Origin of the sequence: Limnobacter sp. UBA7229 (genome assembly GCF_002473065.1) — a bacterium.
GTDB classification, from domain to species: Bacteria; Pseudomonadota; Gammaproteobacteria; order Burkholderiales; family Burkholderiaceae_B; genus Limnobacter; species Limnobacter profundi.
The window spans coordinates 286,137-311,310 of the sequence record NZ_DKTN01000022.1; the positions used below are offsets into that span (position 1 = coordinate 286,137).

General features: G+C 52.7%; 26 protein-coding genes. 9 read left to right on the forward strand and 17 right to left on the reverse strand.

Annotated elements, in window-relative coordinates:
- Window position 1: 1 nt before the first annotated feature.
- Genes B4C79_RS13140 through cysS form a run of 5 tightly spaced genes read right to left on the reverse strand, consistent with a single transcriptional unit; the run spans window position 2 to window position 4,951 of the window.
- Window positions 2-955, reverse strand: a complete 954-nt coding sequence (locus B4C79_RS13140) for a 3'-5' exonuclease (protein ID WP_291739989.1) — start codon at window positions 953-955, stop codon at window positions 2-4.
- The gene (tilS, locus tag B4C79_RS13145; protein WP_291739987.1) at window positions 942-1,934 is read right to left on the reverse strand and encodes a tRNA lysidine(34) synthetase TilS; all 993 of its coding nucleotides are present in this window, start codon (window positions 1,932-1,934) and stop codon (window positions 942-944) included. Before tilS ends, B4C79_RS13140 begins: the two co-directional genes overlap by 14 nt.
- Window positions 1,935-2,897 carry an acetyl-CoA carboxylase carboxyltransferase subunit alpha gene (locus tag B4C79_RS13150; RefSeq protein ID WP_105028816.1) on the reverse strand — a complete coding sequence of 321 codons (963 nt, stop codon included), beginning with the start codon at window positions 2,895-2,897 and terminating at the stop codon, window positions 1,935-1,937.
- A gap of 9 nt (window positions 2,898-2,906) precedes the next feature.
- A complete protein-coding gene (locus B4C79_RS13155) occupies window positions 2,907-3,560 on the reverse strand; it encodes a DNA-3-methyladenine glycosylase family protein (protein ID WP_105028815.1) in 654 nt (217 codons plus the stop codon).
- A complete protein-coding gene (gene cysS, locus B4C79_RS13160) occupies window positions 3,545-4,951 on the reverse strand; it encodes a cysteine--tRNA ligase (RefSeq protein ID WP_291739983.1) in 1,407 nt (468 codons plus the stop codon). The genes B4C79_RS13155 and cysS overlap by 16 nt, the downstream gene beginning before the upstream one ends.
- Window positions 4,952-5,142: 191 nt before the next feature.
- Here cysS and B4C79_RS13165 point away from each other — a divergent pair, with 191 nt between their 5' ends.
- The 4 genes from B4C79_RS13165 to B4C79_RS13180 all read left to right on the forward strand — a co-directional run bounded on the left by B4C79_RS13165 (window position 5,143) and on the right by B4C79_RS13180 (window position 9,044).
- Entirely contained in the window at window positions 5,143-6,240 is a 1,098-nt protein-coding gene (locus tag B4C79_RS13165; protein WP_105029848.1) for a L,D-transpeptidase Cds6 family protein, read from the forward strand.
- Window positions 6,241-6,267: 27 nt separating this feature from the next.
- Window positions 6,268-7,536: a L,D-transpeptidase family protein gene (locus tag B4C79_RS13170; protein ID WP_291740584.1), complete on the forward strand. Its 1,269-nt coding sequence runs from the start codon at window positions 6,268-6,270 to the stop codon at window positions 7,534-7,536.
- Window positions 7,537-7,658: 122 nt separating this feature from the next.
- Window positions 7,659-8,150, forward strand: a complete 492-nt coding sequence (locus B4C79_RS13175; RefSeq protein ID WP_105028812.1) for a peptidylprolyl isomerase — start codon at window positions 7,659-7,661, stop codon at window positions 8,148-8,150.
- Between the two features lie 66 nt (window positions 8,151-8,216).
- Window positions 8,217-9,044, forward strand: coding sequence for a UDP-2,3-diacylglucosamine diphosphatase (locus tag B4C79_RS13180; protein WP_291740586.1), 828 nt, complete (start codon window positions 8,217-8,219; stop codon window positions 9,042-9,044).
- Window positions 9,045-9,048: 4 nt separating this feature from the next.
- Here B4C79_RS13180 and cysE read toward each other — a convergent pair whose 3' ends face one another.
- The gene (gene cysE, locus B4C79_RS13185) at window positions 9,049-9,816 is read right to left on the reverse strand and encodes a serine O-acetyltransferase (protein ID WP_240605695.1); all 768 of its coding nucleotides are present in this window, start codon (window positions 9,814-9,816) and stop codon (window positions 9,049-9,051) included.
- A gap of 70 nt (window positions 9,817-9,886) precedes the next feature.
- Entirely contained in the window at window positions 9,887-10,696 is an 810-nt protein-coding gene (locus B4C79_RS13190) for an RNA methyltransferase (protein ID WP_291739912.1), read from the reverse strand.
- 43 nt (window positions 10,697-10,739) lie between these two features.
- Between B4C79_RS13190 and B4C79_RS13195 the strand changes: the two genes are divergently transcribed.
- The 3 genes from B4C79_RS13195 (at window position 10,740) to B4C79_RS13205 (ending at window position 15,155) form a co-directional block, all read left to right on the forward strand.
- Window positions 10,740-11,507: an inositol monophosphatase family protein gene (locus tag B4C79_RS13195; RefSeq protein ID WP_168426947.1), complete on the forward strand. Its 768-nt coding sequence runs from the start codon at window positions 10,740-10,742 to the stop codon at window positions 11,505-11,507.
- A gap of 79 nt (window positions 11,508-11,586) precedes the next feature.
- Window positions 11,587-14,151, forward strand: a complete 2,565-nt coding sequence (gene mutS / locus B4C79_RS13200) for a DNA mismatch repair protein MutS (RefSeq protein WP_240965953.1) — start codon at window positions 11,587-11,589, stop codon at window positions 14,149-14,151.
- Complete coding sequence (locus tag B4C79_RS13205) at window positions 14,148-15,155, forward strand: metallophosphoesterase (protein ID WP_291739908.1); 1,008 nt, start codon at window positions 14,148-14,150, stop codon at window positions 15,153-15,155. Before mutS ends, B4C79_RS13205 begins: the two co-directional genes overlap by 4 nt.
- 32 nt (window positions 15,156-15,187) lie before the next feature.
- Here the strand turns inward: B4C79_RS13205 and B4C79_RS13210 are convergent, their stop codons facing one another.
- Window positions 15,188-15,736, reverse strand: coding sequence for an FKBP-type peptidyl-prolyl cis-trans isomerase (locus B4C79_RS13210; protein ID WP_171098599.1), 549 nt, complete (start codon window positions 15,734-15,736; stop codon window positions 15,188-15,190).
- Window positions 15,737-15,885: 149 nt separating this feature from the next.
- On the opposite strand from B4C79_RS13210, the gene B4C79_RS13215 reads away from it, so the two are divergent.
- Both B4C79_RS13215 and B4C79_RS13220 read left to right on the forward strand, forming a co-directional pair.
- Window positions 15,886-16,989, forward strand: a complete 1,104-nt coding sequence (locus tag B4C79_RS13215) for a cupin domain-containing protein (RefSeq protein ID WP_291739905.1) — start codon at window positions 15,886-15,888, stop codon at window positions 16,987-16,989.
- A gap of 238 nt (window positions 16,990-17,227) precedes the next feature.
- On the forward strand, window positions 17,228-17,449 hold the full coding sequence (locus tag B4C79_RS13220) for a hypothetical protein (protein ID WP_105028803.1): 222 nt from the start codon (window positions 17,228-17,230) through the stop codon (window positions 17,447-17,449).
- 81 nt (window positions 17,450-17,530) lie between these two features.
- On the opposite strand, the gene B4C79_RS13225 is transcribed toward B4C79_RS13220, so the two are convergent.
- Genes B4C79_RS13225 through B4C79_RS13265 form a run of 9 tightly spaced genes read right to left on the reverse strand, consistent with a single transcriptional unit; the run spans window position 17,531 to window position 25,097 of the window.
- Window positions 17,531-18,349 carry an MBL fold metallo-hydrolase gene (locus B4C79_RS13225; RefSeq protein WP_168426945.1) on the reverse strand — a complete coding sequence of 273 codons (819 nt, stop codon included), beginning with the start codon at window positions 18,347-18,349 and terminating at the stop codon, window positions 17,531-17,533.
- Between the two features lie 5 nt (window positions 18,350-18,354).
- On the reverse strand, window positions 18,355-19,512 hold the full coding sequence (bamC, locus tag B4C79_RS13230) for an outer membrane protein assembly factor BamC (protein ID WP_171098596.1): 1,158 nt from the start codon (window positions 19,510-19,512) through the stop codon (window positions 18,355-18,357).
- A gap of 24 nt (window positions 19,513-19,536) precedes the next feature.
- Window positions 19,537-20,415 carry a 4-hydroxy-tetrahydrodipicolinate synthase gene (gene dapA, locus B4C79_RS13235; RefSeq protein WP_291739901.1) on the reverse strand — a complete coding sequence of 293 codons (879 nt, stop codon included), beginning with the start codon at window positions 20,413-20,415 and terminating at the stop codon, window positions 19,537-19,539.
- The gene (locus B4C79_RS13240; protein WP_291739899.1) at window positions 20,416-21,003 is read right to left on the reverse strand and encodes a class I SAM-dependent methyltransferase; all 588 of its coding nucleotides are present in this window, start codon (window positions 21,001-21,003) and stop codon (window positions 20,416-20,418) included.
- Between the two features lies 1 nt (window position 21,004).
- Window positions 21,005-22,042, reverse strand: a complete 1,038-nt coding sequence (gene trpS / locus B4C79_RS13245; protein WP_105028798.1) for a tryptophan--tRNA ligase — start codon at window positions 22,040-22,042, stop codon at window positions 21,005-21,007.
- A 6-nt stretch (window positions 22,043-22,048) separates the two neighbouring features.
- Window positions 22,049-22,705 (reverse strand): site-2 protease family protein, encoded by a 657-nt coding sequence (locus B4C79_RS13250; protein ID WP_105028797.1) that lies wholly within the window; start codon window positions 22,703-22,705, stop codon window positions 22,049-22,051.
- Window positions 22,705-23,361, reverse strand: a complete 657-nt coding sequence (locus B4C79_RS13255) for an L-threonylcarbamoyladenylate synthase (RefSeq protein ID WP_171098592.1) — start codon at window positions 23,359-23,361, stop codon at window positions 22,705-22,707. The genes B4C79_RS13250 and B4C79_RS13255 overlap by 1 nt, the downstream gene beginning before the upstream one ends.
- Window positions 23,362-23,372: 11 nt before the next feature.
- Complete coding sequence (locus B4C79_RS13260; RefSeq protein ID WP_171098589.1) at window positions 23,373-24,272, reverse strand: 3',5'-nucleoside bisphosphate phosphatase; 900 nt, start codon at window positions 24,270-24,272, stop codon at window positions 23,373-23,375.
- 15 nt (window positions 24,273-24,287) lie between these two features.
- The gene (locus tag B4C79_RS13265; RefSeq protein ID WP_291739895.1) at window positions 24,288-25,097 is read right to left on the reverse strand and encodes a ferritin-like domain-containing protein; all 810 of its coding nucleotides are present in this window, start codon (window positions 25,095-25,097) and stop codon (window positions 24,288-24,290) included.
- Window positions 25,098-25,174: the final 77 nt, after the last annotated feature.

Genomic DNA, 25,174 nt, shown 5'->3' on the forward strand with positions numbered 1-25,174 from the left:
CTTATACCTCTTTGAACTGTTGCTTCAGCGCAGTGCCGGAGTAACGATCAACCCCAGCCTGAATGCGAAAGCCCAGCATGATTTTTCCGGTGGTGCAGTACACCTGCTCCCGCAGCCATTCGATAACTTCTTTGCCTTCTGAAAAACCCACTGCCTCGAATTCCCAAACGCGGTCATCCGCATTCCAGCGAAAACCCTTGGACTTTAAAAAATCTTTTTTCTCAAATGGTGCTTTCAACGCAGCAATTTGATAAATCGATTCATTGGCACTGTCAAACAACACCTGAAACGGCATGCGCTGGGATGTTTTCAAGGGTTGAGCCAACACATGCACCAGTGCATTACAATCCTCCACTGCACGGTGGGCGCCGTGGAAGTAACCGCAATCCGACAACAAATATTCCAGTTTGCGTCCTGAATAATTTTCCTGGGTCCATGGCAGTTCCCGAAACGTGCAGGCCCAGATCGATTTTTCAAGCCACGGAAAACGGCGAAGCATAAAAGGCTTGTCAAAGGCAGCGTTGTGCGCCACGAACAAAGCGGCCTCATCGCACAGGGTCTTCAAAGCAGCTTCATCGAACCGCTGACCTTTGACCATCTCGTTGGTAATACCGTGAATGGCTGAATTCTCGGGTGTAATGGGCACCTTGGGTTCTTCAAGCCCACCATAAGTACCCAACACCGCACCTATTGCCCCGGTGTCCTGGTCCACCTCAATCAGCACCGCACCCACTTCAATCACTTCGCATGTTGCAAAATCAAGACCGGTGGTTTCAGTGTCGACCACCAGCACCTTAACTGGGCTGTTGATTTGCCCAGCAAAAGTGTCACGCATTTGAATGCGGCGCAGCACCTTGTAGTTGCCGCTGCTTTCGAGCCAGCGGGCCACCGTCTCCGGGTCAATGTTGCCAATGCTTTTGTTCAATTCATTGTTGCTCAATTCATCGTGGTTCAATCGCTTTGTCCTCTGGTTCAGTGTGCAGCAAATGGGCCTGTTGTCGGCTTACTTTCACCTGCCAGCCTTTTTTTACCTCGCGAATTCCACCTTTATTAACGCGCAATTGGCGAGCCAGCTCAATCAATTTCAGTTTGCCACAACGCACGCCATGGCCCAGCAACCAGTGTCTAAGTGTATTGAGCTGGGCTGTGTCGTCCAGTGCTCGCCACTGAATCAGTTGCAAGCGGCCGGCTGCGCAAACCACCTGGGGCGCATTGGCTTGCGTGTTTGAATCTTCTTCCGAATAGTGTGCCCGAAAAAATTCAGCCAGTTGCAACAAAGCCTTCGGGCTTTGGGGAAAGTGTTCTTCCAGGTTGGGCAAGAGTTCGTGGCGTACCCAGTTGCGGCGCAGTGTAGTGTCATTGTTGCTGGGGTCTTCGATGTGCGGCAGGCGATTTACATGTGCGTACTCCAGCAGGCTGGCTTTGCTGCAATCGAGCAAAGGACGGCCCAACAGCAAGTCAGGATGCAGATGGCGATCCACACCCACAGGGGCCACAGCGCGCATCCCACCCACTCCTCTCAGGCCCGAACCGCGCAGCAATTGCAGCAGTACAGTTTCCAGTTGATCGTCCCGGTGGTGGGCGCACAGCAACACAGTGTGTTGATTGGCCTTCATCCAGCTAAAAATGGCACGGTATCGCACCACGCGGGCCTGGCCTTCAAGGCCCAAATCGCCGGGTTCCACATCAACCCGCAACGCAGTAAAAGGCACACCCCAGTGTTCGCACTGATTTTTGCAGTGCTCTTCCCAGGCATTGGCCTGTGGCTGGATTTGATGATTCACGTGAACCGCGTGCAGTGGCAAACCCATTGCATGCAATGCATGAAGCAACACGGTAGAATCGACCCCGCCTGAATAAGCCACTACAAAACTGGCTGGCAGCGGGGCTTGGCGCTTGAAGTCGCTTAGAAAGGCTTCAAGCGACTGTTTCAATTATTTGCTCACCTTGAAGTGGCCGTAACTCATCAGCCGATCATGGCGAGCATCCAACAAGGTTTTGGGCTTGTAAGTGACCAGCATATTCAAAGCAGCCTTGATTGCGGTTTTCAAGTTGCTGGCCGTTTGCGCATGGTCGCGGTGCGCTCCACCAAAGCTTTCCTTCACGATTTCCTGAATCAGCCCAAGATCGCGCAGGCGTTTGGCGGTAATACCCAAGGCCTCGGCAGCATCCGATGCCCTTTCAGCGCTGCGCCACAAAATGGACGCGCATCCTTCAGGGGAAATTACAGAGTAAGTGGCATTTTCCATCATGATGACGTGATCAGCCACAGCCAAAGCCAAAGCGCCACCTGAACCGCCCTCACCAATAATTGCACTCACAATGGGCACCTGAATTTGTGCCATTTCAATCAAATTGCGGCCAATGGCCTCAGACTGCCCACGCTCCTCGGCATCAATACCAGGGTATGCCCCCGGGGTATCCACCAGGGTTACGATGGGAATACCGAATTTCTCAGCGGTTTTCATCAAGCGAAGCGCTTTGCGATAGCCCTCCGGGCGCGGCATGCCGAAGTTACGCAAAGTACGCTCTTTCACATCACGGCCTTTTTGGTGACCAATCACCATGACGCTTTCACCATCAAGGCGGGCCAAGCCACCGACAATCGAAGGGTCGTCTGCAAAATGCCTGTCGCCATGCAACTCGTGAAAGTCTGTGAATGCGTGGGCAATGTAATCCAAGGTGTAGGGGCGCTGGGGGTGACGCGCCACCTGCGAAACCTGCCAGGGGGTCAGCTTGCTGTACAACTCTTTGGTCAGCACATCGCTTTTGCCTTCCAGGCGGCGAATTTCTTCTGACAAATCAACAGCTGAGCCGTCTTGAACCAGGCGCAGCTCCTCGATTTTGCCTTTTAACTCGGCAATGGGTGCTTCAAAATCCAGAAATGTTTGCTTCATGAGGTTCTCTTAATAGTCCACCACGGCTGGATCGAGGCTGCGCCACAAATACCACGCTGCCACTGTCCGCCAAGGTTTTAATTTTTCCCCGAATTGTAGTGCTTCTTTCGGTCCGATGGGTTCACCTTCGAAGAATTGGCGCGAGATACCGCGCTGCACACCAATGTCATCCACAGGCCAAACATCGGGCCTGCGCAAACAAAACATCAAAAACATTTGGGCCGTCCAGCGCCCTACTCCCTTGATTTCACACAGGTGGCGCGTGCAGGCCTCATCGTCCATGCCATCCAGCAGTGTCAGCTCAAGACGTCCCTGCTGCTCAAATTCGCTCAAGGCACGTGCGTAGGCTATTTTCTGGCGTGAAAGGCCTGTGGCCTTCAAAGTGTCATCACTTAGAGCGAGCAATACGCTGCTATTGATTTGCCCATTCAGCGCCTCGACCACTCGAGCCCACACCGCATCTGCTGCTTTGACCGAAATTTGTTGGCCCACCAGCGAGCGCAGCATGGTTTCATAAGGCGCGCCACGCGAACGCAAGGCCCGGTCCGAATGTCGAGCCACCAATTCAGCCCACACCGGGCTTTGCAAAGCCAAGGCCTCACACGCCGCCTGCCAATAATCAGGCGCGTGGGGATCTAGATTCAACCTCAGGCTCGCCGCCATTCGGTTGCCCCGCCCCGTTTGTCTTCCAATACCACGCCCATGTCGAGCAACTGCTGGCGTATGGCATCCGCTTTTGAGAAATCCCGGTCGGCCTTGGCCTGGGTTCGGGCATCAATCAAAGCTTGTATTTCAGCCTCGTCCAAGGCACCCGCCTGGTCGCCCACCTCGGCTTTCTGGAAAGCCTCGGCTGTACGTCCCAACAAACCCAGTACCTGTGCCAAAGCTTTCAGACGTGCAGCCAAAGCCAGGTCGGCAGTGCGGTTCACCTCATTGGCCATTTCAAACAACACAGACACGGCAATCGGTGTGTTCATGTCATCATTCATCGCCTCAGCGAAACGGGCTTCAAATTCCAGCGTCCAATCAATCGAATCCGCTACCTGAACGTCGCCTAGTGCGGTGTACAGGCGACCCAGGGCAGCTTTCGCGTCTTGCACATGCCCTTCTGAATAGGTTAACTGACTGCGATACTGCGCGCGCAAAATAAAGAAGCGCACTACTTCAGCATCGTATACCTTCAAAATGTCCCGAATCGTGAAGAAATTGTTCAGCGATTTCGACATTTTCTCGGATTGGCCGTTGGTTTCAACGCGCACAAAACCGTTGTGCATCCAATACTGGGCAAAACCCTCGCCAGTGGCTCCCACGCTTTGGGCAATTTCGTTTTCATGATGCGGAAACTGCAAGTCAGCACCGCCGCCATGAACATCAAAGGTATTACCCAACAACTTGCAACTCATGGCTGAGCACTCAATGTGCCAACCCGGGCGACCAACACCGAAATCAGAATCCCATTTGGCATCTGCGGGCTCATCGGCCTTTGCGCTTTTCCACAGAACAAAGTCCAGCGGGTCGTTCTTGCTGCCTGAAACCCCCACACGTTCACCAGCCCGCAATTCATCCAGACTTTTACCCGATAGCCGGCCGTATTCAGGAAAAGCACGCACCGAAAAGTTCACATCACCGGAATCATCCCGGTACGCGAGTCTTTTATTCATCAGGGTGTGGATCATGTCCTGCATTTCTGCAACGTACTCCGTGGCACGGGGCTCGTGGTCGGGGCGTTCAATACCCAAGGCATCCGCGTCCTCATGCATGGCCGCAATGAAGCGATCCGTCAACGAACGAATGCTTTCACCGTTCTCAACAGCGCGGCGAATAATTTTGTCATCAATGTCGGTGATATTGCGTACATAGGTGACCGGGTAGCCGGAGGCACGCAGCCAGCGCTTCAACAGATCGAAAACCACCATGACACGGGCATGGCCCAAGTGGCAGAAGTCATAGACTGTCATGCCACACACGTACATTCGAACGTTCTGTGGATCAAGCGGTGAAAAAGCCTGCTTTTTCCTTAGAATTGAATTGTAAATTTGAAGAGACGATTTCATTGGACTCAGAAAAAAAGCGGACCCAGCTTGCCAAAACGGTACAATCTGACACTGGAACCCTCAGGAAACCCAGCTCAGAAGCCAACCCGCTCTGGGGCTTGCTACAATAGCGGTCGAGTATATCATTACGCATGATCGAGTTTTTCCCTACCAATCAGATGAAACGGGTAACCCCGCAAAGGCGCAACCGAATGCAGGCTAAAAAAACAATCACGTCGTCAATCAGTGGCAAATACAAGAAAAGCAAATATGCTTTGCTGATTGCCCTCATGGGCTTGGCGTTTGCCGGAGCACCCGGCCATGCCGACGAATCAGATGAAGTTTCAAAACTTATTCAAAGCGGTCAATTTGAACAGGCACAGGCACGTGCAGACGCATACCTGGCCAACCGCCCGAACGACGCTCAAATGCGCTTCCTGAAGGGCCTGATTCTGACTGAACGCAACAAAACCGCAGAAGCCATTACTGTGTTCACCAAGCTGACCGAGGATTTTCCCGAGCTGCCTGAACCCTACAACAACCTGGCTGTGTTGTACGCGGGGCGCGGAGAATATGAAAAAGCCCGCGAGTCACTTGAAATGGCCATTCGCACTCACCCCAGCTATGCCACCGCCCATGAAAACCTGGGCGATGTGTACGCCAAGCTGGCCAGCCAGTCCTACGACAAAGCACTTCAACTGGACGGGCGCAATTCAACCGCGCAAACCAAATTGTCGCTGGTACGCAACCTGATTGCCGGCAAGCCCGAAACGGTGGCTGTGGCGGCAGCACCAGCAGCCGCACCAGCTAGCAAGCCAGCACCCGCCAAAACCGCACCCGCGGCAGTGCCCACCCCGCCGGTGGTTGCTGCTACGCCTCCCGCAGTTGAGGTGGCACCCAGCAAACCAGCCCCGGCAGAGCCTGCCATTACAGCCAGCAAACCTGCTGAACCAAAACCCAATACCATCGGTATGGACAGCCAGGTACTGGCGGCCGTTGAAGCTTGGGCCAAAGCATGGACTGATCAAGACATGGCCGGTTACCTAGGTGCCTACAGCCAAGACTTTGAAACACCAGGCAAAATGAACCGTACCAACTGGGAAAAAATGCGCGAACAACGCATTGTTGGCAAAGAAACCATTCGCGTGGTGGTTGAAAACCCGTTGATCACCATCACTGGCAATGAAGCCGTGGTGAAATTCAAGCAAAGCTATTTTTCCAACCGCCTGAACAATGTGTCCACCAAAACACTGACTATGAAACAGGAAGGCGGCACCTGGAAAATCACCAGCGAGAGGGTGGGCGGCTAAATGTGGTCTAGAAGCAGGCTTCGTGGAATGTCCAAAGGGTTGCGCTTGGTCGCCCCCCTGGTGTTTTGGGCATTCACGGCGGCCCCCACTTTTGTGAAATCTGGCTCCGAGGAATCATTCGACCTTGCGGCCTACAGCAGCCCGGAACCCAAAAAGGGTTCACTGGCCAGCAAGTTGTTTGAGTCAGCCAGCTACCAACCGGTAATCGATACAGCAGTCGAAGAAATTTATCTGGCGCTGAGCAATCATGAACTGAACAAAGCGCTTGAATTGACCGATCGCTTGTTGAGTGAATTCCCCAATTTTTACCTGGGTCACATGCTCAAGGGCGATATTCTGTCGCTGAAAGCGGGGCGCCCCCTGACCAAAATTGGGGACATGCCCGATGTGCCCAAAGGCAAACAGGAAGAACTGACAGAATTGCGCGAAGAAGCAATCGCGCGCTTCAAGGCGGTGAAAGACCGCCCGCAACGGGACCTGCTACCTGCTGAGCTGGTTGAATTGAACGACGATCAGCGTTATGTGATTTTGGTAGACACCACGCGTTCACGACTGTTCCTGTATGAAAATGCATTTCCGCAACCCCGCCTCGTTACTGACTTTTACGTATCCCAAGGCAAAATGGGCGCAGTGAAAGTACGTGAGGGTGACAAGCGCACACCCATTGGCGTGTACACCATCACTGAACTGCTGCCCAAAGAAAAACTGACTGACTTCTACGGCCCCATCGCCCTGCCTATCGACTACCCGAACGCTTGGGACAAGCGCCTTGGAAAAACAGGCTATGGCATTTGGTTGCATGGCATGCCAAAGCATTACGTAAGCCGCCCCCCCAAGGCCAGCGATGGCTGTGTGGTACTGGCCAACCAGGATTTGCTTGCCTTGAAAAAATTTGTTGACATCGGCAGCACGCAGGTCGTAATCAGCGAAAGGCTAGACTTCGTGCCAATTGATGTGTGGCAGAGCCACCGCAAAGCAGCCCTGCGAATGGTGGACACCTGGAAGAAAGATCTTGAAAAAGGCTTCTCGAAAGGAATTTATCATTACGCAAGCGACGTCAAAATTGACGGGCAAGGTCTCATCGAGTGGCAAAAAAACCAGCAAATCAGCAACAAGTCATTCGGGAAAATTTCCATCGATGACCTCACTGTCATGCGATACCCCAGCGACAAAGACATGATGCTGGTGTCCTTTAGGCAAGAGGACAAATTGTCGGGCGAAATCCGCAAACAGCAATACTGGATGAAAGTGGGTACCCGTTGGCAAATTGTTCAAGAAGACACTTTCAAACTGTAAGGAACAAGTCTGTGACTCAAGGCAAACGTGTTTTTCTCAAGTGGTCGATGTTCTCGGCGATAGCTGTTAGCATCGGTAATTCTTCAATCTCCTCTGCGTTTGCAAAAGCGAAAAAACGAACCATGGTTAAACTAAAAACAAATTTTGGCGACATTACGATCGCCCTGGACGCTGAAAAAGCACCCGCCACTGTGGCGAACTTTCTGGAATACGCGAAAAGCGGCTTTTACACCAACACAATTTTTCACCGTGTCATCAGCGGCTTCATGGTTCAAGGCGGTGGTTTCGAGCCAGGCATGAAACAAAAGCCCACCAAAGACCCCGTAAAAAACGAGGCTGACAACGGCTTGAAAAATGAGAAATACACCCTTGCCATGGCTCGTACCAACGATCCACATTCGGCCACTGCCCAGTTTTTCATCAACGTAGAAAACAATGAATTCCTGAACTTCAAAAGCCCAACACCACAAGGCTGGGGTTACTGCGTATTCGGCAAAGTCACTGAAGGCAAAGAAGTTGTAGACAAAATTGTAGGCGTAAAAACCGGCTCGAAAGGCTTTCACCAAGACGTGCCACTGGAAGACGTGGTGATTCAGGGTGTTGAAATACTCTAAGTCGGCCCCAGTCAAAAAAGCCCTTCTCTCAAGGGCTTTTTTGATGACTTTTAATCAGGTAACAAGTTGATTGAAATTCCGCAACAAGGTGCTGCATTCTTTGCCTCCGACCTGCATCTTTCTGAAGACACGCCCAAAACACTGGAAGCCTTCGAAAACTGGTTGGCCAGTGTAGCCCAGGACAATACCCTCATCTTTCTGCTCGGTGACCTGTTCGAAGTCTGGTACGGAGACGACCACAGCGACAGCACCAGCAAGCGAGTTGCCCAAGCGGTTCAAAGTGCAAAATCTGTCGGCGCCACGCTGTATTTCATGCATGGCAACCGCGACTTCCTGCTCGGTGACCAATTTGCCGAAGCTGCTGGGTTTGAAATTCTGCCAGATCCAGAATTTTTGCTGGTCAACCACGAGGTGGTGCTGATTACGCACGGCGATCAACTTTGCACTGACGACAAGGCCTACCAAAAATTCAGGCTTCAAAGCCGGGATGAGAAATGGCAAAAAAACTTTCTGGCACTGCCCCTGCAGCAACGCATTGAAATGGCCAAAGCCATTCGCAGCGAAAGCAAAATACACAAAGCCAACAGCGCCATGAGCATCATGGACGCCAACCTGCAAGCTGTGGCTGAATCATTCAAAGGCAAATGGCCCGATGGCTATTACATCGGCAAAAGCGATGTGATTTTTCATGGGCACACACACCGCTGTGCCATACACCACACTTTGAACAGCCCAGCCCCCACCACCCCCGAATCAACCCAAGGGCAGCTGCAAAAAGGCCAGCGCATTGTGTTGCCGGACTGGGATTTTGATGAACCAGAAAAAAACCGCCCAAAGGGCGGTTTCTTGAAGCTACAAAGCAGCGGGGAATTCAGTCTGACCCTGTTCAACTAGGTGGCTAGTTGTCCACCAGTTTGTTCAGGGCTTTCAATTCTTCACAGTCCACAGAGTCTCCGCAATCGGGCTGCGCTTTCCCCTTGCTCAGCTGTTTTTCAAGCTGTTCAATGCGTTGCTGCTGGGCAATGGCCTGATCAATCAAACCATGCATGGCCTTAATCAGCGGATCATCGCCATTCTTGGACACACCATAGGCCAAAAACTCTTCTTTGGTTTTTGCCGCGCCTGTCAATTCCTCACCCGGTGCGCGTTCTTCAGCTTTCAAAATCATGCGTGCAGGGTTGCCTACCGCCGTGGCACCCGCGGGCACTGGCTTGGTTACCACAGCATTTGATCCTATCTTGGCACCCTCACCCACTGTGAATGGCCCCAAAACCTGTGCACCAGCCCCAACTACCACGCCCTTTTCAAGCGTGGGGTGTCGCTTGCCCTTGGCCAATGAAGTACCACCCAAGGTAACGCCTTGGTAAATGGTCACATCGTCATGAATCTCGGCCGTTTCGCCGATCACCACGCCCATACCATGGTCAATGAAGACACGCCTGCCAATGATTGCACCTGGATGAATTTCAATGCCTGTGAAAAAACGCCCCAAATGCGACAAAAAACGCGCCGGCGTGATTAAACCCGCTGCCCATGCCCTGTGAGCCAGGCGATGCCAAATCAACGCATGCAAACCGGGATAGCACAGAAAAACCTCCAGACGCCCTCGGGCTGCCGGGTCTTTTCTCAAAATCGTGTCAATGTCTTCTTGTAGTCGAATCCACATGCGCGGAAAACCCTGAATCAATTGTTATTGATGCGTCAAACGCTGGTCGCCGCAGTGTATCACGGCTGTATCAAGGCTTCTTGCGCTCAAATTCATGCGGATAAAGGCGATTGTCCACCACCCGTATCACATCAGAAAAAAAGCCTCGAAGCATGTCCACTTCTTCTTGCTCCAAAGGCGTTTTGGCCAACATTCTGGCCAAACGCTGCACCACCTTTTTCGGCTTGTCGGGATTGATAAAATCAACCGCCTCCATGGCTTGCAGCCAATGGGCCTGTAAATCCGCCACCGCCTTCACAGTGGCCAGCTTGCCACCCTGCCTCACACTGTCAGCAAGGGAGCCTTCGGCAGCCACGGCCAATTCACCAGTCGCCCATTCCGTGCGCAAGGCATAGGCCACAATTTGCACGGCTTGTGACAAGTTCAGCGAGCTGTAAACCGGGTTGGCGGCAATCGTCACCTGCCGATTGCACACCAGCAGTTCATCGTTGCTTAAACCCGTGCGCTCAGCACCAAACACAAAAGCTGCACCGATGCCGCTTCCCGTCAAACACAAAGCCTCTTTTGCTGCGTCCTGCGGGCTTTGCAAACTTGGACCCAAATCGCGCAGACGTGCAGACAAAGCAAATGCCACGCTTCGATCAGCCAAGGCATCGGGCAAGGAGTCGTAAACACGGGCCTGTTCAAGCACATCGATCGCACCGCTGGCCAGTGAAATCGCCTCTTCGGCACTGCAAATTTCTTTGGTTTTCGGCTCAACCAGGCGCAAATCACTTAAACCCATGGTTTTCATGGCACGGGCCACCGAACCAACATTGCCCGGATGGCTTGTTTTTACGAGAACTATTGAAATGGATTCGAGGGAATTGGCTGCGGTCATTTATAATGTCGGGTTAAACGTATTCAAATTGAAAGGAAAGGCCATGCATCCGATGTTGAACGTGGCGGTGAAAGCCGCTCGCGCTGCTGGAAAAATCATCAACCGAGCGGAGCTTGACCTCGATCAGGTAAAAATCGGTGTCAAAGGGCCCAACGATTTCGTCACTGAAACCGATCAAGCTGCTGAAAGCGCCATTATTGACGTGCTCAAGCAAGCCTTTCCCGATCACGCCATTCTAGCCGAGGAAAGCGGCGCCTCTGGCAAATCCGACTACGAGTGGGTCATCGACCCGATCGATGGCACTGCCAACTTCATTCACGGCTACCCACACTACGCCATTTCAATCGCGCTGCGTGTCAATGGCCATGTTCAACAGGCAGTTGTGTACAACCCGGCCACCAACGACCTGTTCACCGCGTCCAAAGGCGAAGGTGCGTTTTTAAACAACCGTCGAATCCGGGTTTCAAAACGCAGCAAACCCAATGAATTTCTGGTTGGTTTTGCATTCCCAAGCGGTCAGAATGAGGGCTCGCTGGGCGTAAAACGCAAAATGCTGGCACTGACTGAAAGCACGGCAGGCATTCGAAAATCCGGTTCAGCCGTTCTCGATTTGGCTTATGTGGCCTGTGGTCGCCTGGATGGTTACATGTGTTTTGGCTTGAAGCCCTGGGATTTGGCAACAGGCGTTTTGCTTGTTTCCGAGGCAGGCGGCTTGATCACGGACCCCCAAGGCAATGACACCTTCATGAGCACAGGTGACGCGGTTGCCGGCAACCCAAAAGCCCTTCAATACCTGCTTAGCTTCAAATAAAACAACAGGGACCCAGTTGAGCAAACAAGCGAGTACAAATAACCAGGCTGCATCACAGGCGTTTGAAAGCCACACGCCGATGATGCAGCAGTACCTTACGCTGAAATCCGAGTACCCCGACAAGCTGCTCTTTTATCGCATGGGCGATTTTTACGAGCTGTTTTTCGACGATGCCCAACTGGCCGCACAGCTTCTCAGAATTACCCTGACCCACCGAGGCCAATCAGCTGGTCAACCCATTCCGATGGCGGGGGTGCCTTTTCATGCGGCAGATCAATACCTGGCCAAACTGGTGGCGCTGGGCCATTCAGTGGCCATTTGCGAGCAGGTGGGAACGCCTGGCCTGACCAAGGGCCCCATGGAACGCAAAGTGGCGCGGGTAGTTACACCAGGCACACTGACCGAATCCACTTTGCTGCCTGACCAAGAAAACAAGACTCTGCTCAGCCTGTTCTCTGAGGACGGCAAGTACTGGGGGGTGGCTTGTCTGGCACTGTCTGCGGGTTCAATTCGTTTGCTGGAATGCGATTCAGGCGCACTGGCAGCACACCTAAGCCGGTTCAACGCAGCCGAAGTGCTTGTAAACAACCGCACATGGGCACAACACAGCCAAATAACCGGCTGCATCGAGCGCCCCGCTTGGCACTTCGATGCAGGCTTCGCCCAAACGCATTTGCAATCCGTGCTGCAAGCCGCCAACCTGGCAAGCCTCGAATTGCACAACGCCAAACTGGCCGTGCCCGCCATGGGCGCCGCGTTGCAATATGCCAAGGAAACGCACCTTAGCATTGAAAACTTCAAGCACGTGTCCGATATTCAAGTTGAACACGAGCAAGACTTTCTGGTGCTGGATGAAGCCGCACGCCGCAACCTGGAATTGACAGAAACATTGCGCGGCGAGCCCGCACCCACCCTGTTCTCGCGCATTAACCGCACCGGTAGCGGCATGGGTGCCAGGCGCTTGCGCCAATGGCTATTGGAACCTTTGCGCAACCTGGCCACCATTGAAGCACGACAAAACAAAATACAGCACCTGCTTGCCACCTTGGGCCAGGCGCCAGAACCTGTCTGCTTTAATCTGGTTAAAACATTGCGTGCAATGGCCGATATTGAGCGCATCAGCAGTCGCGTGGCCATGCAAACGGCAAAGCCTCGGGATTTGCTAGCCCTGCGGGAAAGCCTTCAAGCGCTGCCCCAAGTGGAACAACTCATTGCCCACTTTGGCGACAGCGCATTTGAAACAGCACAGCAGGCCTTTCAGGCACCACCCGAACTGCTGGCTGAATTGATGCAAGCCTTGGCCGAAAACCCACCAGTACTGATACGTGACGGCGGCGTGATTGCCGATGGTTACCACACTGAACTGGACGAATTGCGAAACATTCAAACCGGCAGCGGGCAGTTTTTAATTGAACTGGAAAAACAGGAACGTGAGGCCACCGGCATCGCCAATCTGAAAGTCGAATTCAACCGGGTGCATGGTTTTTACATCGAGGTCAGCAGTGCGCAGGCCGACAAAGTGCCCGCACACTATATTCGCCGGCAAACCATGAAGAATGCCGAACGCTATATCACTGAAGAACTGAAAGCCTTCGAGGAAAAAGCGCTCTCCGCGAAAGACAAGGCCCTAAACCTTGAAAAGGTCATTTATGAAAACCTGATGGTGTGGCTGGGTCAGTTCACCCCATTTTTGCAGCGCTGCGCGCGTGAATTGTCTGAACTTGATGCCTTGGCGGCATTGGCCATTGTGGCTTTCGAGGCAAATTGGGTGCGCCCGCAAATGGTGCCGCATGCCCTGCTGAACATTCAGCAAGGGCGCCACCCAGTGCTGGAAGTACAAGTGGAGCAATTCACCCCGAATGATTGCACCTTGCACCCCGGCAAACACATGGCACTGATTACCGGCCCCAACATGGGTGGCAAAAGCACCTACATGCGACAAACCGCGCTCATCGCATTGCTGGCGCACATGGGTAGTTTCGTGCCGGCAGCCAGTGCACAAATTGGCGTACTCGATCGAATTTTTACGCGCATTGGTGCATCCGATGACCTGGCCGGTGGCCGTTCCACCTTCATGGTGGAAATGACAGAAGCCGCCACAATCGTTCGCCAGGCGACACCCCACAGCCTGGTCATCATGGATGAAATTGGACGGGGAACCTCAACTTTCGATGGCTTGTCCCTCGCCTGGGAAATCGCAAAACGCTTGGCCAACACCAACAAATGTTTAACACTGTTTGCCACACACTATTTTGAAATTACAGCACTGGGCCATGAATTGGACAGTGTGTTCAATGTGCATTTGTCTGCCACCGAACACCAGGGCAAACTGGTGTTTTTGCATCGCATAGAAGCTGGCCCTGCCAGCCAAAGTTATGGCCTGCAAGTGGCCAAGCTTGCGGGCTTGCCCGCTTTGGTGGTGAAAAATGCACAAAAACGACTCGATCAACTTGAGGCTGAAAAACGCGCCATGAACGCCCAGGTGGATCTGTTCGACCTGCCAAGTCAGGATGCGGTTGAACAGCCAGCCAGCGCGCAGCACGTGAACCTGATTCTCGAAAAACTCAACGAGATTGATCCCGACGAACTCAGCCCGCGCGAAGCATTGCAGTTAATCTTTCAGCTAAAAGGCCTGCAAACATGAATTTGCGCCGCGCAGCCACCAAAGCCTGTGCGGCCGCCTTGGTGACTTTCGTTGCGGCTGCCCAAGCCAGCCCAAAGCACAGCACCTTCAGCTTTGCACTGATCGGCGATCAGCCTTACAACAATTTCTTCGAGCCCGCCACCGACAACCTGATTCAACACATTGGGAATGAACCTGATATTCACTGGATTTTGCATATTGGCGACATCAAAGGTGGCAATGAGCCTTGTGCCAATGAATTAATCAACCGTCGCCTTGCGCAACTGCAGCGAAGCGGGAAGCCCCTGGTATATGTGCCCGGCGACAACGAATGGACCGATTGCCACAGGCCATCCAACGGTAATTTCGACAGCCAGGAACGCCTGAATTTCTTGCGCCAGCAGGCATTTTCACAGCCCCGCTCACTGGGCAAAAAAAACTTTTCCGTTAGGCAACAAACCAGTCCACCCTACCCTGAACACCTGATGTGGACACAAGGCAGTACCCTCTTTGTGAGTTTGAATATTCCGGGCAGTAACAACGATCTGCTCAACCCGAAATCCAGAAAAACCAGTACAAAAAAAGCAAAGCAATTGTTGAAAGCCCGAGATCAAGCGATCGACGCATGGCTAAGCGAAGCTGAAGCATTGTTTGAACATGACAGCACACGCCCTACGGAGACCGTAATCGCCATTCAGGGCAATCCAATTGATGGTTCAGGTGGTACCAGCACCAACCCATCCCGGAATGGCTACACTGTTTTCATGACAAGGCTGGTGAAATACATCGACACCACCCAGCGACCAGTGCTGCTGGCGCATGGCGACACACACCGGTTTAAATGGGACAAACCCGGCCTTAAACAATTCGGTGGCACACCCAGCTCAGATGCACTGTTTTACCGGGTCGAGGGCTGGGGGCACCCCTTCATGAATGCCTGGGTGCAGGTGAAGGTGAAACAAGGCAATGCAACGCCATTTGAGGCCAGCAGCGTTTCGCTGCCAAGCCCCACTGCTGACAATTAAACCTGAAATAAAGCCCAACCAAGGCCAAACGGTTAATTCAGTTTGCGTGCATCCGGGTTGGGGGCAATGCTGAACAGCGATTGCGCCGCAGCACCCTGCGCCTTTTCTTCCTCATTGGCAGCACGAATATCCAGCACCTTCAGGTGATAGCGCAAGGCCATGCCCGCGAACGGATGGTTGCCATCCAGCACCACTTTGCCTTCGGCAATGTCAGTCACAGTCCAAACCCGACCAAAACCAGTGTTTTCCTCGTCAGCTTGCAGGTCAGGCTCGTTTTCATCTTCAACAGGAACCTCCTCCAGTTGCATACCGATTTCAAGGTCTTCAGCAAAACTGTCCGCATCTTCTACCCGCATCAATTCGGGGTCAAAATCTCCGAAGGCATCCTCAGGCTCGAGTTGAACGAACACCTCATCGCCAATGGCCTTGCCTTCAACTGCCTCTTGCAGCTTCGGAAACACCTCATTCTCACTGCCATGCAGGTAAATGATCGGCTCGCCACCGTGTTCCTGAATCAGTTCACCCTGCGCATCACGCAGCTCAAAATCAAGGGTAACCACCGTGCCGTGCTCAACAATCATCGTACATAACTCCAGAAATCAGCGCCCGAACAGTGGGCAGTCTTTTAAGGTGGCCTATGATACCCGTAATCGATAAATCACCCAAATAAAGCCCCCTTCAGATGATCAAACCCCTCACCCACATCGCAAACCTCCCCGTGGAACAATTCATGACCGAGCATTGGCACATCAAGCCATTTTTGTTTCGTCAGGTATTTCCGAATTTCGAACCACTGTGCGATTTCGACACCATCGCCGAGATGGCATCCGATGAAGACATCGAAAGCCGATTGATACAACACAGCAAAGCAGGCTGGACACTTGAACACGGCCCGTTTGATGCGCTGCCCTCGATGAAGAAAAAAGCATGGACCGTGCTGATCCAGGGCATTGACCACCACTTGCCCGAAGCTTATGACCTGCTGCAGTTGTTCCGCTTTATTCCCGATGCACGCCTTGACGACGTGATGCTAAGCCTGGCCAGCGATGGCGGGGGCGTGGGTCCACACTACGACTCCTACGATGTCTTTCTGCTTCAAATGCACGGCAAACGGCGCTGGAAAATTGGCCCCTTGCCGAACAAAGAACTTGAAGAAGGCATGCCCCTGAAAATTCTCAAAAACTTTGAGCCCACCGAGGAGTTTGTTCTCGAGCCTGGTGACATGCTTTACCTGCCCCCGAACTATGGGCACGACGGCATCGCAGAGGGAACCTGCTCAACCCTGAGCATTGGCTTCAGGGCGCCCACGCAGGCCGAGGTTCTCAGTGGCATATTGCGCGACATGGCCGATCAAATTGATCAAGATCCAGGCATAACTCAAACACTGTTTTCTGACCCCGCCCGAGGGTTACAGAAAAACCCTGCAGAAATTCCTGACGATTTGCTGAATTTTGGATTTAATTTGATTCGGCAATTTTCAGCGAAATCGCCTCAAATCCAGCGCAGCATGGGGATTTTGCTCACAGAACCCAAGCCACATGTGTATTTTGTAAACAACACCGAAGATCAGGAAATACACGAAATAATTAGTGTTCTTGGAGAACGCGGCATTGCATTAAGCATGAAAACTAAAATGTTGTTCAAAGACACCGATTTTTACATCAATGGCGATGCTGTCAACCCGACCAGTGCCCTTACCGTTAAACAGCTGCAAATGCTCGCAAACCAGCGTGAAATGGAGCCAATCGACGCTGCAGAAGCTTTAAAAAATCCTGAATTTCAGTATTTTTTAATTGGTTTTGCAAAAGCCGGTTGGGTAGAAACCCTAATGTGATTAATTTCATTTAGAATTTGAAACGACTCGGCAAAGTCAATAGAATTTTGCTTCGAAAATAAGGTCGAAACAATGACTTGAATTTGACAGGCTATTCGATAGAATTTGCAGAGTTTTCCGCTTGAGTGCTTGAACACCCAGCAGGAAAATGGGTGATTCTGGGTTCTCTTGTGAGCCTATTTGCTCTAAAAAAGACGCTTGAATCGGCGTCTAGTTCGTGACCCCAAAAGGAATAAACATGAAAAACTCAATTTTGATCGCATCTTTGTTTGCAGTAGCATTGGCCGCTTGTGGCAAGAAAGAAGAAGCAGCTCCAGTTGAACCAGCAGCTCCTGCTGTAACTGAACAAGCTCCTGCCGCTGAGCCAATGGCCGCAGAACCAGCAGCCACTGAGCCAGCAGCTACTGAGCCAGCCGCTACTGAGCCAGCAGCAGCTCCAGCTGAAGAAGAAAAGAAGTAAATTCAATTCGCTTGTAAAAGCGATTGAAGCTAAAAAGCCCCAGATGAAAATCTGGGGCTTTTTTATTGGATCACCTAAAAATCAAGCGGCCACTTGCTGCGAATCAAGGCTGATCCAGGCAAAACCCTCGGTTTGGCAGGCGATGTCAAACGCGATTCCGCGCGGGGTCAATACCTCCGCCCACATTTGTTGAACCACCTTGGGACAATTCGTGGTTTGGCTTAAATGCGCTGCCACCACAAACTGCAAATTTCCAGAATCGAGTTTCCGAAGAATATCGCAAGCCACCTGATTGCTGAGGTGACCATAATCGCCTCCTACCCTTTTTTTCAGGCTGGGTGGATAAGGCGAATTGGACAGCATCTCGGGGCAGTGGTTGGATTCGAGAATCAAGGCATGAGCCTTGTTCAACATGCTGATCAAATGCGGCGTAGCACTGCCACAATCGGTCAGAATGCCAGTGACGAAGCCCGACCTTGACTCAATCAACATTTGAATGGGTTCAGCAGCGTCATGGGGCACGGGAAAGGGATGCAACGTCAGGTTCTTGACGTTAAATGCTGCATGGCTCTCGATTAACACCACCTTGCCTGACTGCAGGTAGTCTTCATCGCTTAGTTTGGACCGCAAGGCAGCGCGCCAGGTACCATGCGTCAAGTACACGGGTGTACCAAACTTTCGGCTGAATTTGAATACACCGCCTATGTGATCCCCATGCTCATGAGTAACCACAATTGCATCGACATCTTGCGGAGTGAGCCCAACTCGCTCCAGGCGGCCAACGGTTTCCTTCACAGCAAAACCGCAATCCACCATCAAGCGCGTCGGTGTGTCAGTTAGCCTGCATTCAAACAGCCAACTGTTGCCTTCACTGCCACTGCCCAAACTCGCAAAACGCACACCAATTACCGGAGTTTTCCGGCCAGCTTGGTTGCCGCTTCTTCGGAAATTGCGGCGTCCACAGCTGCACCGCGCTCGGAAGTAAACTTGACCGACGTGGACTTGTCTCCCTCAGGCGCAACAACAACCTGGAAGCGTTGATCCGCTTTCAAGGATTTGTCATTCGAAGCACCGCCAAAGATTTTCCCGAAGAAACCCTTCTTTTCGCCTTCTGCAGAAGCGGAATCGGGAATGTACTTCACGTAATACACACCGTTGGAACGGTCACGGTCTTCGACAATAAAACCAGCGCGGTCCAGCCCGAAGCCCACACGGCGCCAGGCCAAGGGAAAGTCTTCAGCCAAAACAATGGCTGTACCCTCGGGCTTTTTCTGAACCGAAATGAGCTCTTGCCCCACTGGGCGCCCCGCTGCGGCAGCAGCCTTCTCATCACCAGTCAGCTTCGCCATCAAGCGGTTCAGCATTTCAGCTTCAAGTTCGGGATCAGAAGGGCGATTCATCCACACCAAGTTGGACTGGGCCTGATCAGTGTAGTTTTCTTCCATGCCACGGTGAGTCACGAAAATTTCAACACCACCTTGAATCGGCTCCACACGGGTACGGTAACGGTCGCGGGTGTTGCTGGAGTAAAGACCATCAAACACCGTGCCAATCACTTTGCGAATGCCATCCAAAGGAATATTGGCGCGGTTTTCAGCCCAATTGGTTTCCATCAAGCCAATTTTTGGATCATCTACGGCCAGTTCAAACCCGGTGTCTTTCCAGAATTCGCGCAATTTTGGCCACAGTTGCTCGGGTGGCATTTTCACTTCCAGAGAGCGCAAGTTGCCCACGCGTTTGATTTTTACATCATCGGACGAAACCAAAACCGGCTCAGCCTGCGCTTGTGGGCGAGCACCCGCTGGGCGAGTACCACCACCACTGTAAAACGACGAAGCAGACACTGAACCGGAACCGGACTCGCCGGGAATCAGGAATTGCTCATCGGCAGACTGCGCAGTCAGATCTGGTGGCACCTCAAGGCCCTGCTCGCGCTTTTCGGCAGTGCGGTAAGCCGTTTTCTGTCCTTCCACAGCCTCTTTGTAAGAGGCGCAGCCTGCGGCAGTGGATACGGCCGCTGCGATCAGCAACAGCTTGAAAGGGGTCATCTTGTTCAATTCCATGTGTTTCACAGCCTTAAGTCGTCTTTAGTCGATCAACCGGTGCGCACGCAAGGCGGCGTCCACGGTTTGGTGAAAATTGGATTCCAGTCGGGTCAAAGGCAAGCGCACACCGGGTGCCATTTTGCCCATTTTGCTCAATGCGTACTTCACGGGAATTGGATTGGCCTGTACAAACATGGCCTGGTGCAAATCCAGCAAGCTCAAATTCAGGGCATGCGCGGTTTTCGCATCGCCCGCGATGGCCGCAGCACAAAGTTCGTGCATCAACTTTGGGGCCACGTTGGCGGTCACGGAAATATTGCCTTTTCCGCCCATCAACATCAAGTTCACTGCGGTGGGGTCATCACCACTGTACACAGCGAAATCAGCTGATGTGTCCCGAATCAACCAAGCCCCGCGCTCAAGGTTGCCTGTGGCTTCCTTGATACCCACAATGCCATCTACCTGACTCAAGCGTACCACTGTGGAATGTGCCATATCAGCCACCGTGCGGCCAGGTACGTTGTATAAAATCACCGGCAAATCAACAGCCTCGGCAACCTTGCGCATGTGCAGGTAAATGCCTTCCTGAGTTGGTTTATTGTAGTACGGCACCACTTGCAGACTAGCGGCAGCACCCACCTTGCGCGCAAACTCGGTCAGTTCAATGGCCTCGGTGGTTGAATTGCCACCAGTGCCTGCAATAATGGGTATGCGGCCCCCCGCCTGCTCAACCGCCACACGAATCAGTTCGCCGTGCTCTTCCACGTCCACTGTGGGTGATTCCCCAGTGGTTCCTACCGCTACAATCGAGTCGGTACCTTGTTCAATATGCCAATCAATGAGCTGACGGTAGCTGTCATAGTCCAGCGACCCGTCTTCAAACATCGGCGAAACAATCGCGACAATGCTGCCAGTGATCATTTAGTCCCTTTGAGTGAGTGTTATTGTTCCAGATTGTATCTCAGACCAAGTGCCTGTAATGCCCATGGCCCGTTGAATCATTGCAGGGCTTGGCATGCTTCGAAGCCCCTGTTCAAAACGCAGTATGTTCAATAAAGACATACGGGACAGCAGTTCGTTGGGTTGAAGCAGAAAATCCGGGCTCCGTGGCGAACCAAACTGCGCATTGCCATCCATAAAGGTTTCGTAAACCAGCACTGCATTCTGAGACTTCAGGTTGCCCAAAAGGTTCTCGAAATGGGGGCGATGCAAATAGTTGGTCACCACGATCAAGTCGTATTGCTGCCCCGCCAATGGCCAGTCAGCCTGTTCCAGGTCCATGGCCTGAAACTGCACATTCGCCGGCCAGACCGTGTCAGGTGTATTTTTGTCTACTGCATGTACAACATAACCAAGACTGGCCAAATAAAGTGCATGTCGCCCGCCACCGCAAGCAAGGTCAAGCGCCCTTAAACCCGGCTTGACCGCAAGCGAACCTTGCAGGCTTTCAACACACTGACGAACCCATGGCGAAGGCGCCATGGCTGGATTGGCGTGATCAGTAGCCATGTCAGGAATAATCCAGCCCCATGTGCTTGCGCACATCCTGCATCGTGTCGTTGGCCATCGCACGTGCGCGCTCACAGCCTTCGCTGATGATTTTTCGCACCAATGTCGGGTTTTCGGTGTACATGGCTGCACGTTCGCGCATAGGCGCCAACTCGTCGGTTACTGCCTGAATAATTGGCTCTTTGCACTGAATACAGCCAATGCCCGCCGATTTGCAACCTTCCTGCACCCACTGCTTGGTGCTGGCGTCTGAATACACCTCGTGCAATTGCCAAACAGGGCATTTGGCAGGATCACCCGGGTCGGTGCGGCGCACGCGGGCCGGGTCCGTTGGCATTTTGCGTACTTTCTGGGAAATGTTCTCGGGTGTTTCCCGCAAGGCCAGCGTGTTTTGGTAGCTCTTGGACATTTTCATGCCATCCAACCCTGGCATCTTGCTGGCCTCGGTCAGCAAGGCTTTGGGTTCCAGCAAAATCGGCTTGCGGCCAATTTCAGCTCCCTTCGCATCCAGCAGTTTTTCCTTGCTGTAAAAATGATTGAAGCGCCGCGCAATTTCGCGGGTCAGCTCGATGTGGGGCACCTGGTCTTCACCCACCGGTACTTGTGTGGCACGGTAAATAAGAATGTCAGCCGACTGCAACAAGGGGTAGCCCAAAAAGCCATAGGTGCCCAGGTCTTTGTCGCTGAGTTTTTCCTGTTGGTCTTTGTAGGTAGGCACGCGCTCAAGCCAGCTTAAAGGCGTATTCATCGACAGCAGCAAATGCAGCTCAGCATGCTCAGGCACCTTGGACTGAACAAACAAGGTGGCTTTCTCGGGGTCAACACCCGCAGCCAGCCAGTCAACCACCATGTCCCACACATTTTCCTTAATGACTTCCGGGGTTTCATAATGCGTGGTCAGCGCATGCCAATCGGCCACAAAAAACAGACAGGGAAATTCGTTTTGAAGTTTCACCCAGTTTTTCAACACACCGTGGTAATGGCCAAGGTGCAACAAACCGGTTGGGCGCATGCCCGACAATACGCGTTCAGCAAACATGGTGACTTAGAAATTAAACAAAAGGGTTAGCACACTCAACCCGGCACTAACAATGGGCTGGATGAACATGGGCAAGATACCCAACATCAGGAGTGCAATGAGCACGATCATGCCATAGGGCTCGGTGCGGCTGAAACTGTAGGCTGCAGAACTGGGCAGGAAGCTGAACAGAATTCGGCCACCATCCAGCGGCAAAATTGGCAGAAGGTTCAAAGCAGCCAAAACCAGGTTCACCACAATGCCCGCTTTGGCCATTTCGGCAAAAAAGGGCTCGTTCAGCCCGGTGACAAACTGCAGTTTCAGGCTAAGTGCCCACAGCAAGGCCATCACAAAATTCGCGCCAGGCCCGGCAAAGGCTACAAAACGAATGTCTTTTTTCGGATTGCGCAGGTTGCCAAAATTCACCGGAACAGGTTTGGCCCAGCCAAACAGAAAGGCACCAATACCCATCAGGCTTGAGGACACCAGAATTGCAATCGGCACCAGAATGGTTCCAACCGGGTCAATGTGCTTGATCGGGTTCAAGGTAATTCGGCCTGCGTACATGGCGGTGTTGTCGCCATACATTCGGGCAACATAACCGTGTGCTGCCTCGTGCAGGGTAATGGCAAACAACACGGGCAAGGCATACACCGCAATCGTTTGAATAATGCTTGAATCCATCACAGTTCTTCCTGTTCTTCAACATTCACAGGTTCAAGCGGACCAGTCAGAGGCCCCGCACCGATTCGCACAACCACAGGTTCTTCGCTGGTCCAGTCAATCACGGTGGTAGGAAACGCGCCGCAGTACTCGCCGTCGTCCACAATTAAATCTACGTCGTTGCCCACGGCTTCCTGGGCCTCCCAACCACTTCGCGCAGGCTCTTCCATGCCCGGTAACTGCAGCGTTGTGGCAATCAGCGCACCCTCAATGTGCTCCAGCAAGCCTTGCACCACCGCATGTGCGGGAACGCGCAAACCGATTGATTTTTTCGAAGGATGCGACACACGCTTGGGCACTTCTTTGGTCGCTTCAAGAATAAATGTATAAGGACCGGGAAACACTGACTTCAGCAAACGGTATTGAACATTGTTTACCTTGGCGTAACTGCCCAGCTCGCTTAAATCCTTGCACAACAAGGCCAAATGCTGCTTCTCTGAAATACCTTTCAACCTGCGCAGGCGCTCGACCGCGTTTTTATCATCCAGGTGGCAAACAAGTGCATAACAACTGTCTGTCGGGATTGCCGCAATTCCACCTGAATTGATCAAGTCAGCAGCCTGCTTACACAAACGCGATTGAGGGTTTTGAGGATGTACGTTGAATAACTGCGCCAATGGGTATCCTGTTAGCTGAACAACTTGCCCCAATTATCCCAGATTGGCACGCAGCCGTCGGGCAACCGGGGCAATTCACCCAAATTAACCCTGGATTCAGTGGGGCCGTGAAAATCTGATCCGCGCGATGCCTTCAAGCCAGATCGAACAGATTTCCGCGCATAGGTGGCGTATTGGTCGGTGGTGTGGCTGCCCGTGACCACCTCAATTCCAACACCACCCATTTTGACAAACTGCTCAACCAGTTCATCCATCTGCATGGGATTCAAATCGTAACGCCCCGGGTGCGCAATGACAGGCAAGCCGTTTGACTCCAGAATCCAGTCGACCGCCTGCTTCAAGCTGGCCCATTCATGGGGCACGTAACCTGGTTTGCCCGGGGTTAGAAAACGCTCAAACACTTCGCGAATATCGGTACACACCTTGCGCTCAACCAAACAACGGGCAAAGTGGGTTCGGCTAATCAGGTTGGGGTTGCCCACATACTTCAAGGCACCTTCATACACATCTTCGATGCCCACCTTTTCGAGTTGCCGCGACATTTCCATGGCTCGTTCGGTTCGCCCGTTGCGCACGCTGGCCAAACCCTTCTCAAGCGGCGAATTCTCGTACTGCACATTCAAACCCACAATGTGCAAGGTTACCGCGGACCAGGTCACCGAAATTTCCACACCAGGTACAAAAATCATGTTGTGTTCAGCTGCTGCTTTTGCTGCTCGCGCCAAACCACCCACTTCATCATGATCGGTCAAAGACCAAATTTGCACTCCGTTGGCGGCGGCGCGCGCAGCCAGTTCTTCGGGCGTCAGGGTGCCGTCCGACACGGTGGAGTGGCAATGCAAATCCGCATTAATCAAATGCGGATCATTCCAATCAGGTTCTTTGGCGAAAGGGGATGCTGCTGTACTCATACTTTTGCAATCCGCTTATTGGGCGGATTGCTCCAATTCAACTTGCATTAACCAGGCCAATTCCTCTTCAGAAAAACCTGCCTGGGCGCGAGCCTTGAAATTGAAGGGTGAACGTGGCTGCGGAGCGGTGTACTCCCGCAGGCAATGCTCAAAAGCCTCAATTGGGTCGCGTTGTTCATTGTTGCACACTTCATTGAACCAGCGGTTGCCAATGGCCACATGCCCAATTTCATCACGCAAAATGATGTCCAGTACCTCGGCACTATCCATGTCCCCGGCCGCGGCCAGTTTCTCACGTATGGCTGGTGACACGTCCAGTCCGCGTGCCTCCAAAAGCCTCGGCACCAAGGCAAGCCGGGCCAGCAAGCTGTGTTTGGTTTTTTCAGCCATTTGCCACAAACCGTCATGCGCGGGGTAATCCCCATAATTCAAAGCGTACGACATCATTCTGTCGCACAACAAAGTGTGGTGGTAGGCCTCCTCTTTGGCCACTTTCAACCAATCCAGATAAAACTGGTCGGGCATGGAGGAAAAACGAACCAGCAGGTCTAGCGCCAAGTTGATTGCATTGAACTCAATGTGCGCCAGCGAGTGCAAAAGCATGCCCCGCCCCACAGGCTGGCTGACTTTGCGTGTGGGCACGCGTGCCGGGTGTACCAACTCCGGTTTGTCGGGGCGGCCCACACCAGGTGAAAACACCGCTTCACCGCCGATTGGCAGGCTCTCATCAATCGCCAAGACCAGACGCACTTTTTCCACGGAGTTTTTACACGCCAAAGCCTGCAAGGCGGCTTGTCTCAAAGTTTGTTCCAGTTCACTGTCCATAACCACACTGCACAAGGGTTCGATGCATGTTATTTTAAGGCAAAGACACCATGGCAACACCCCGACACAGGAGACAA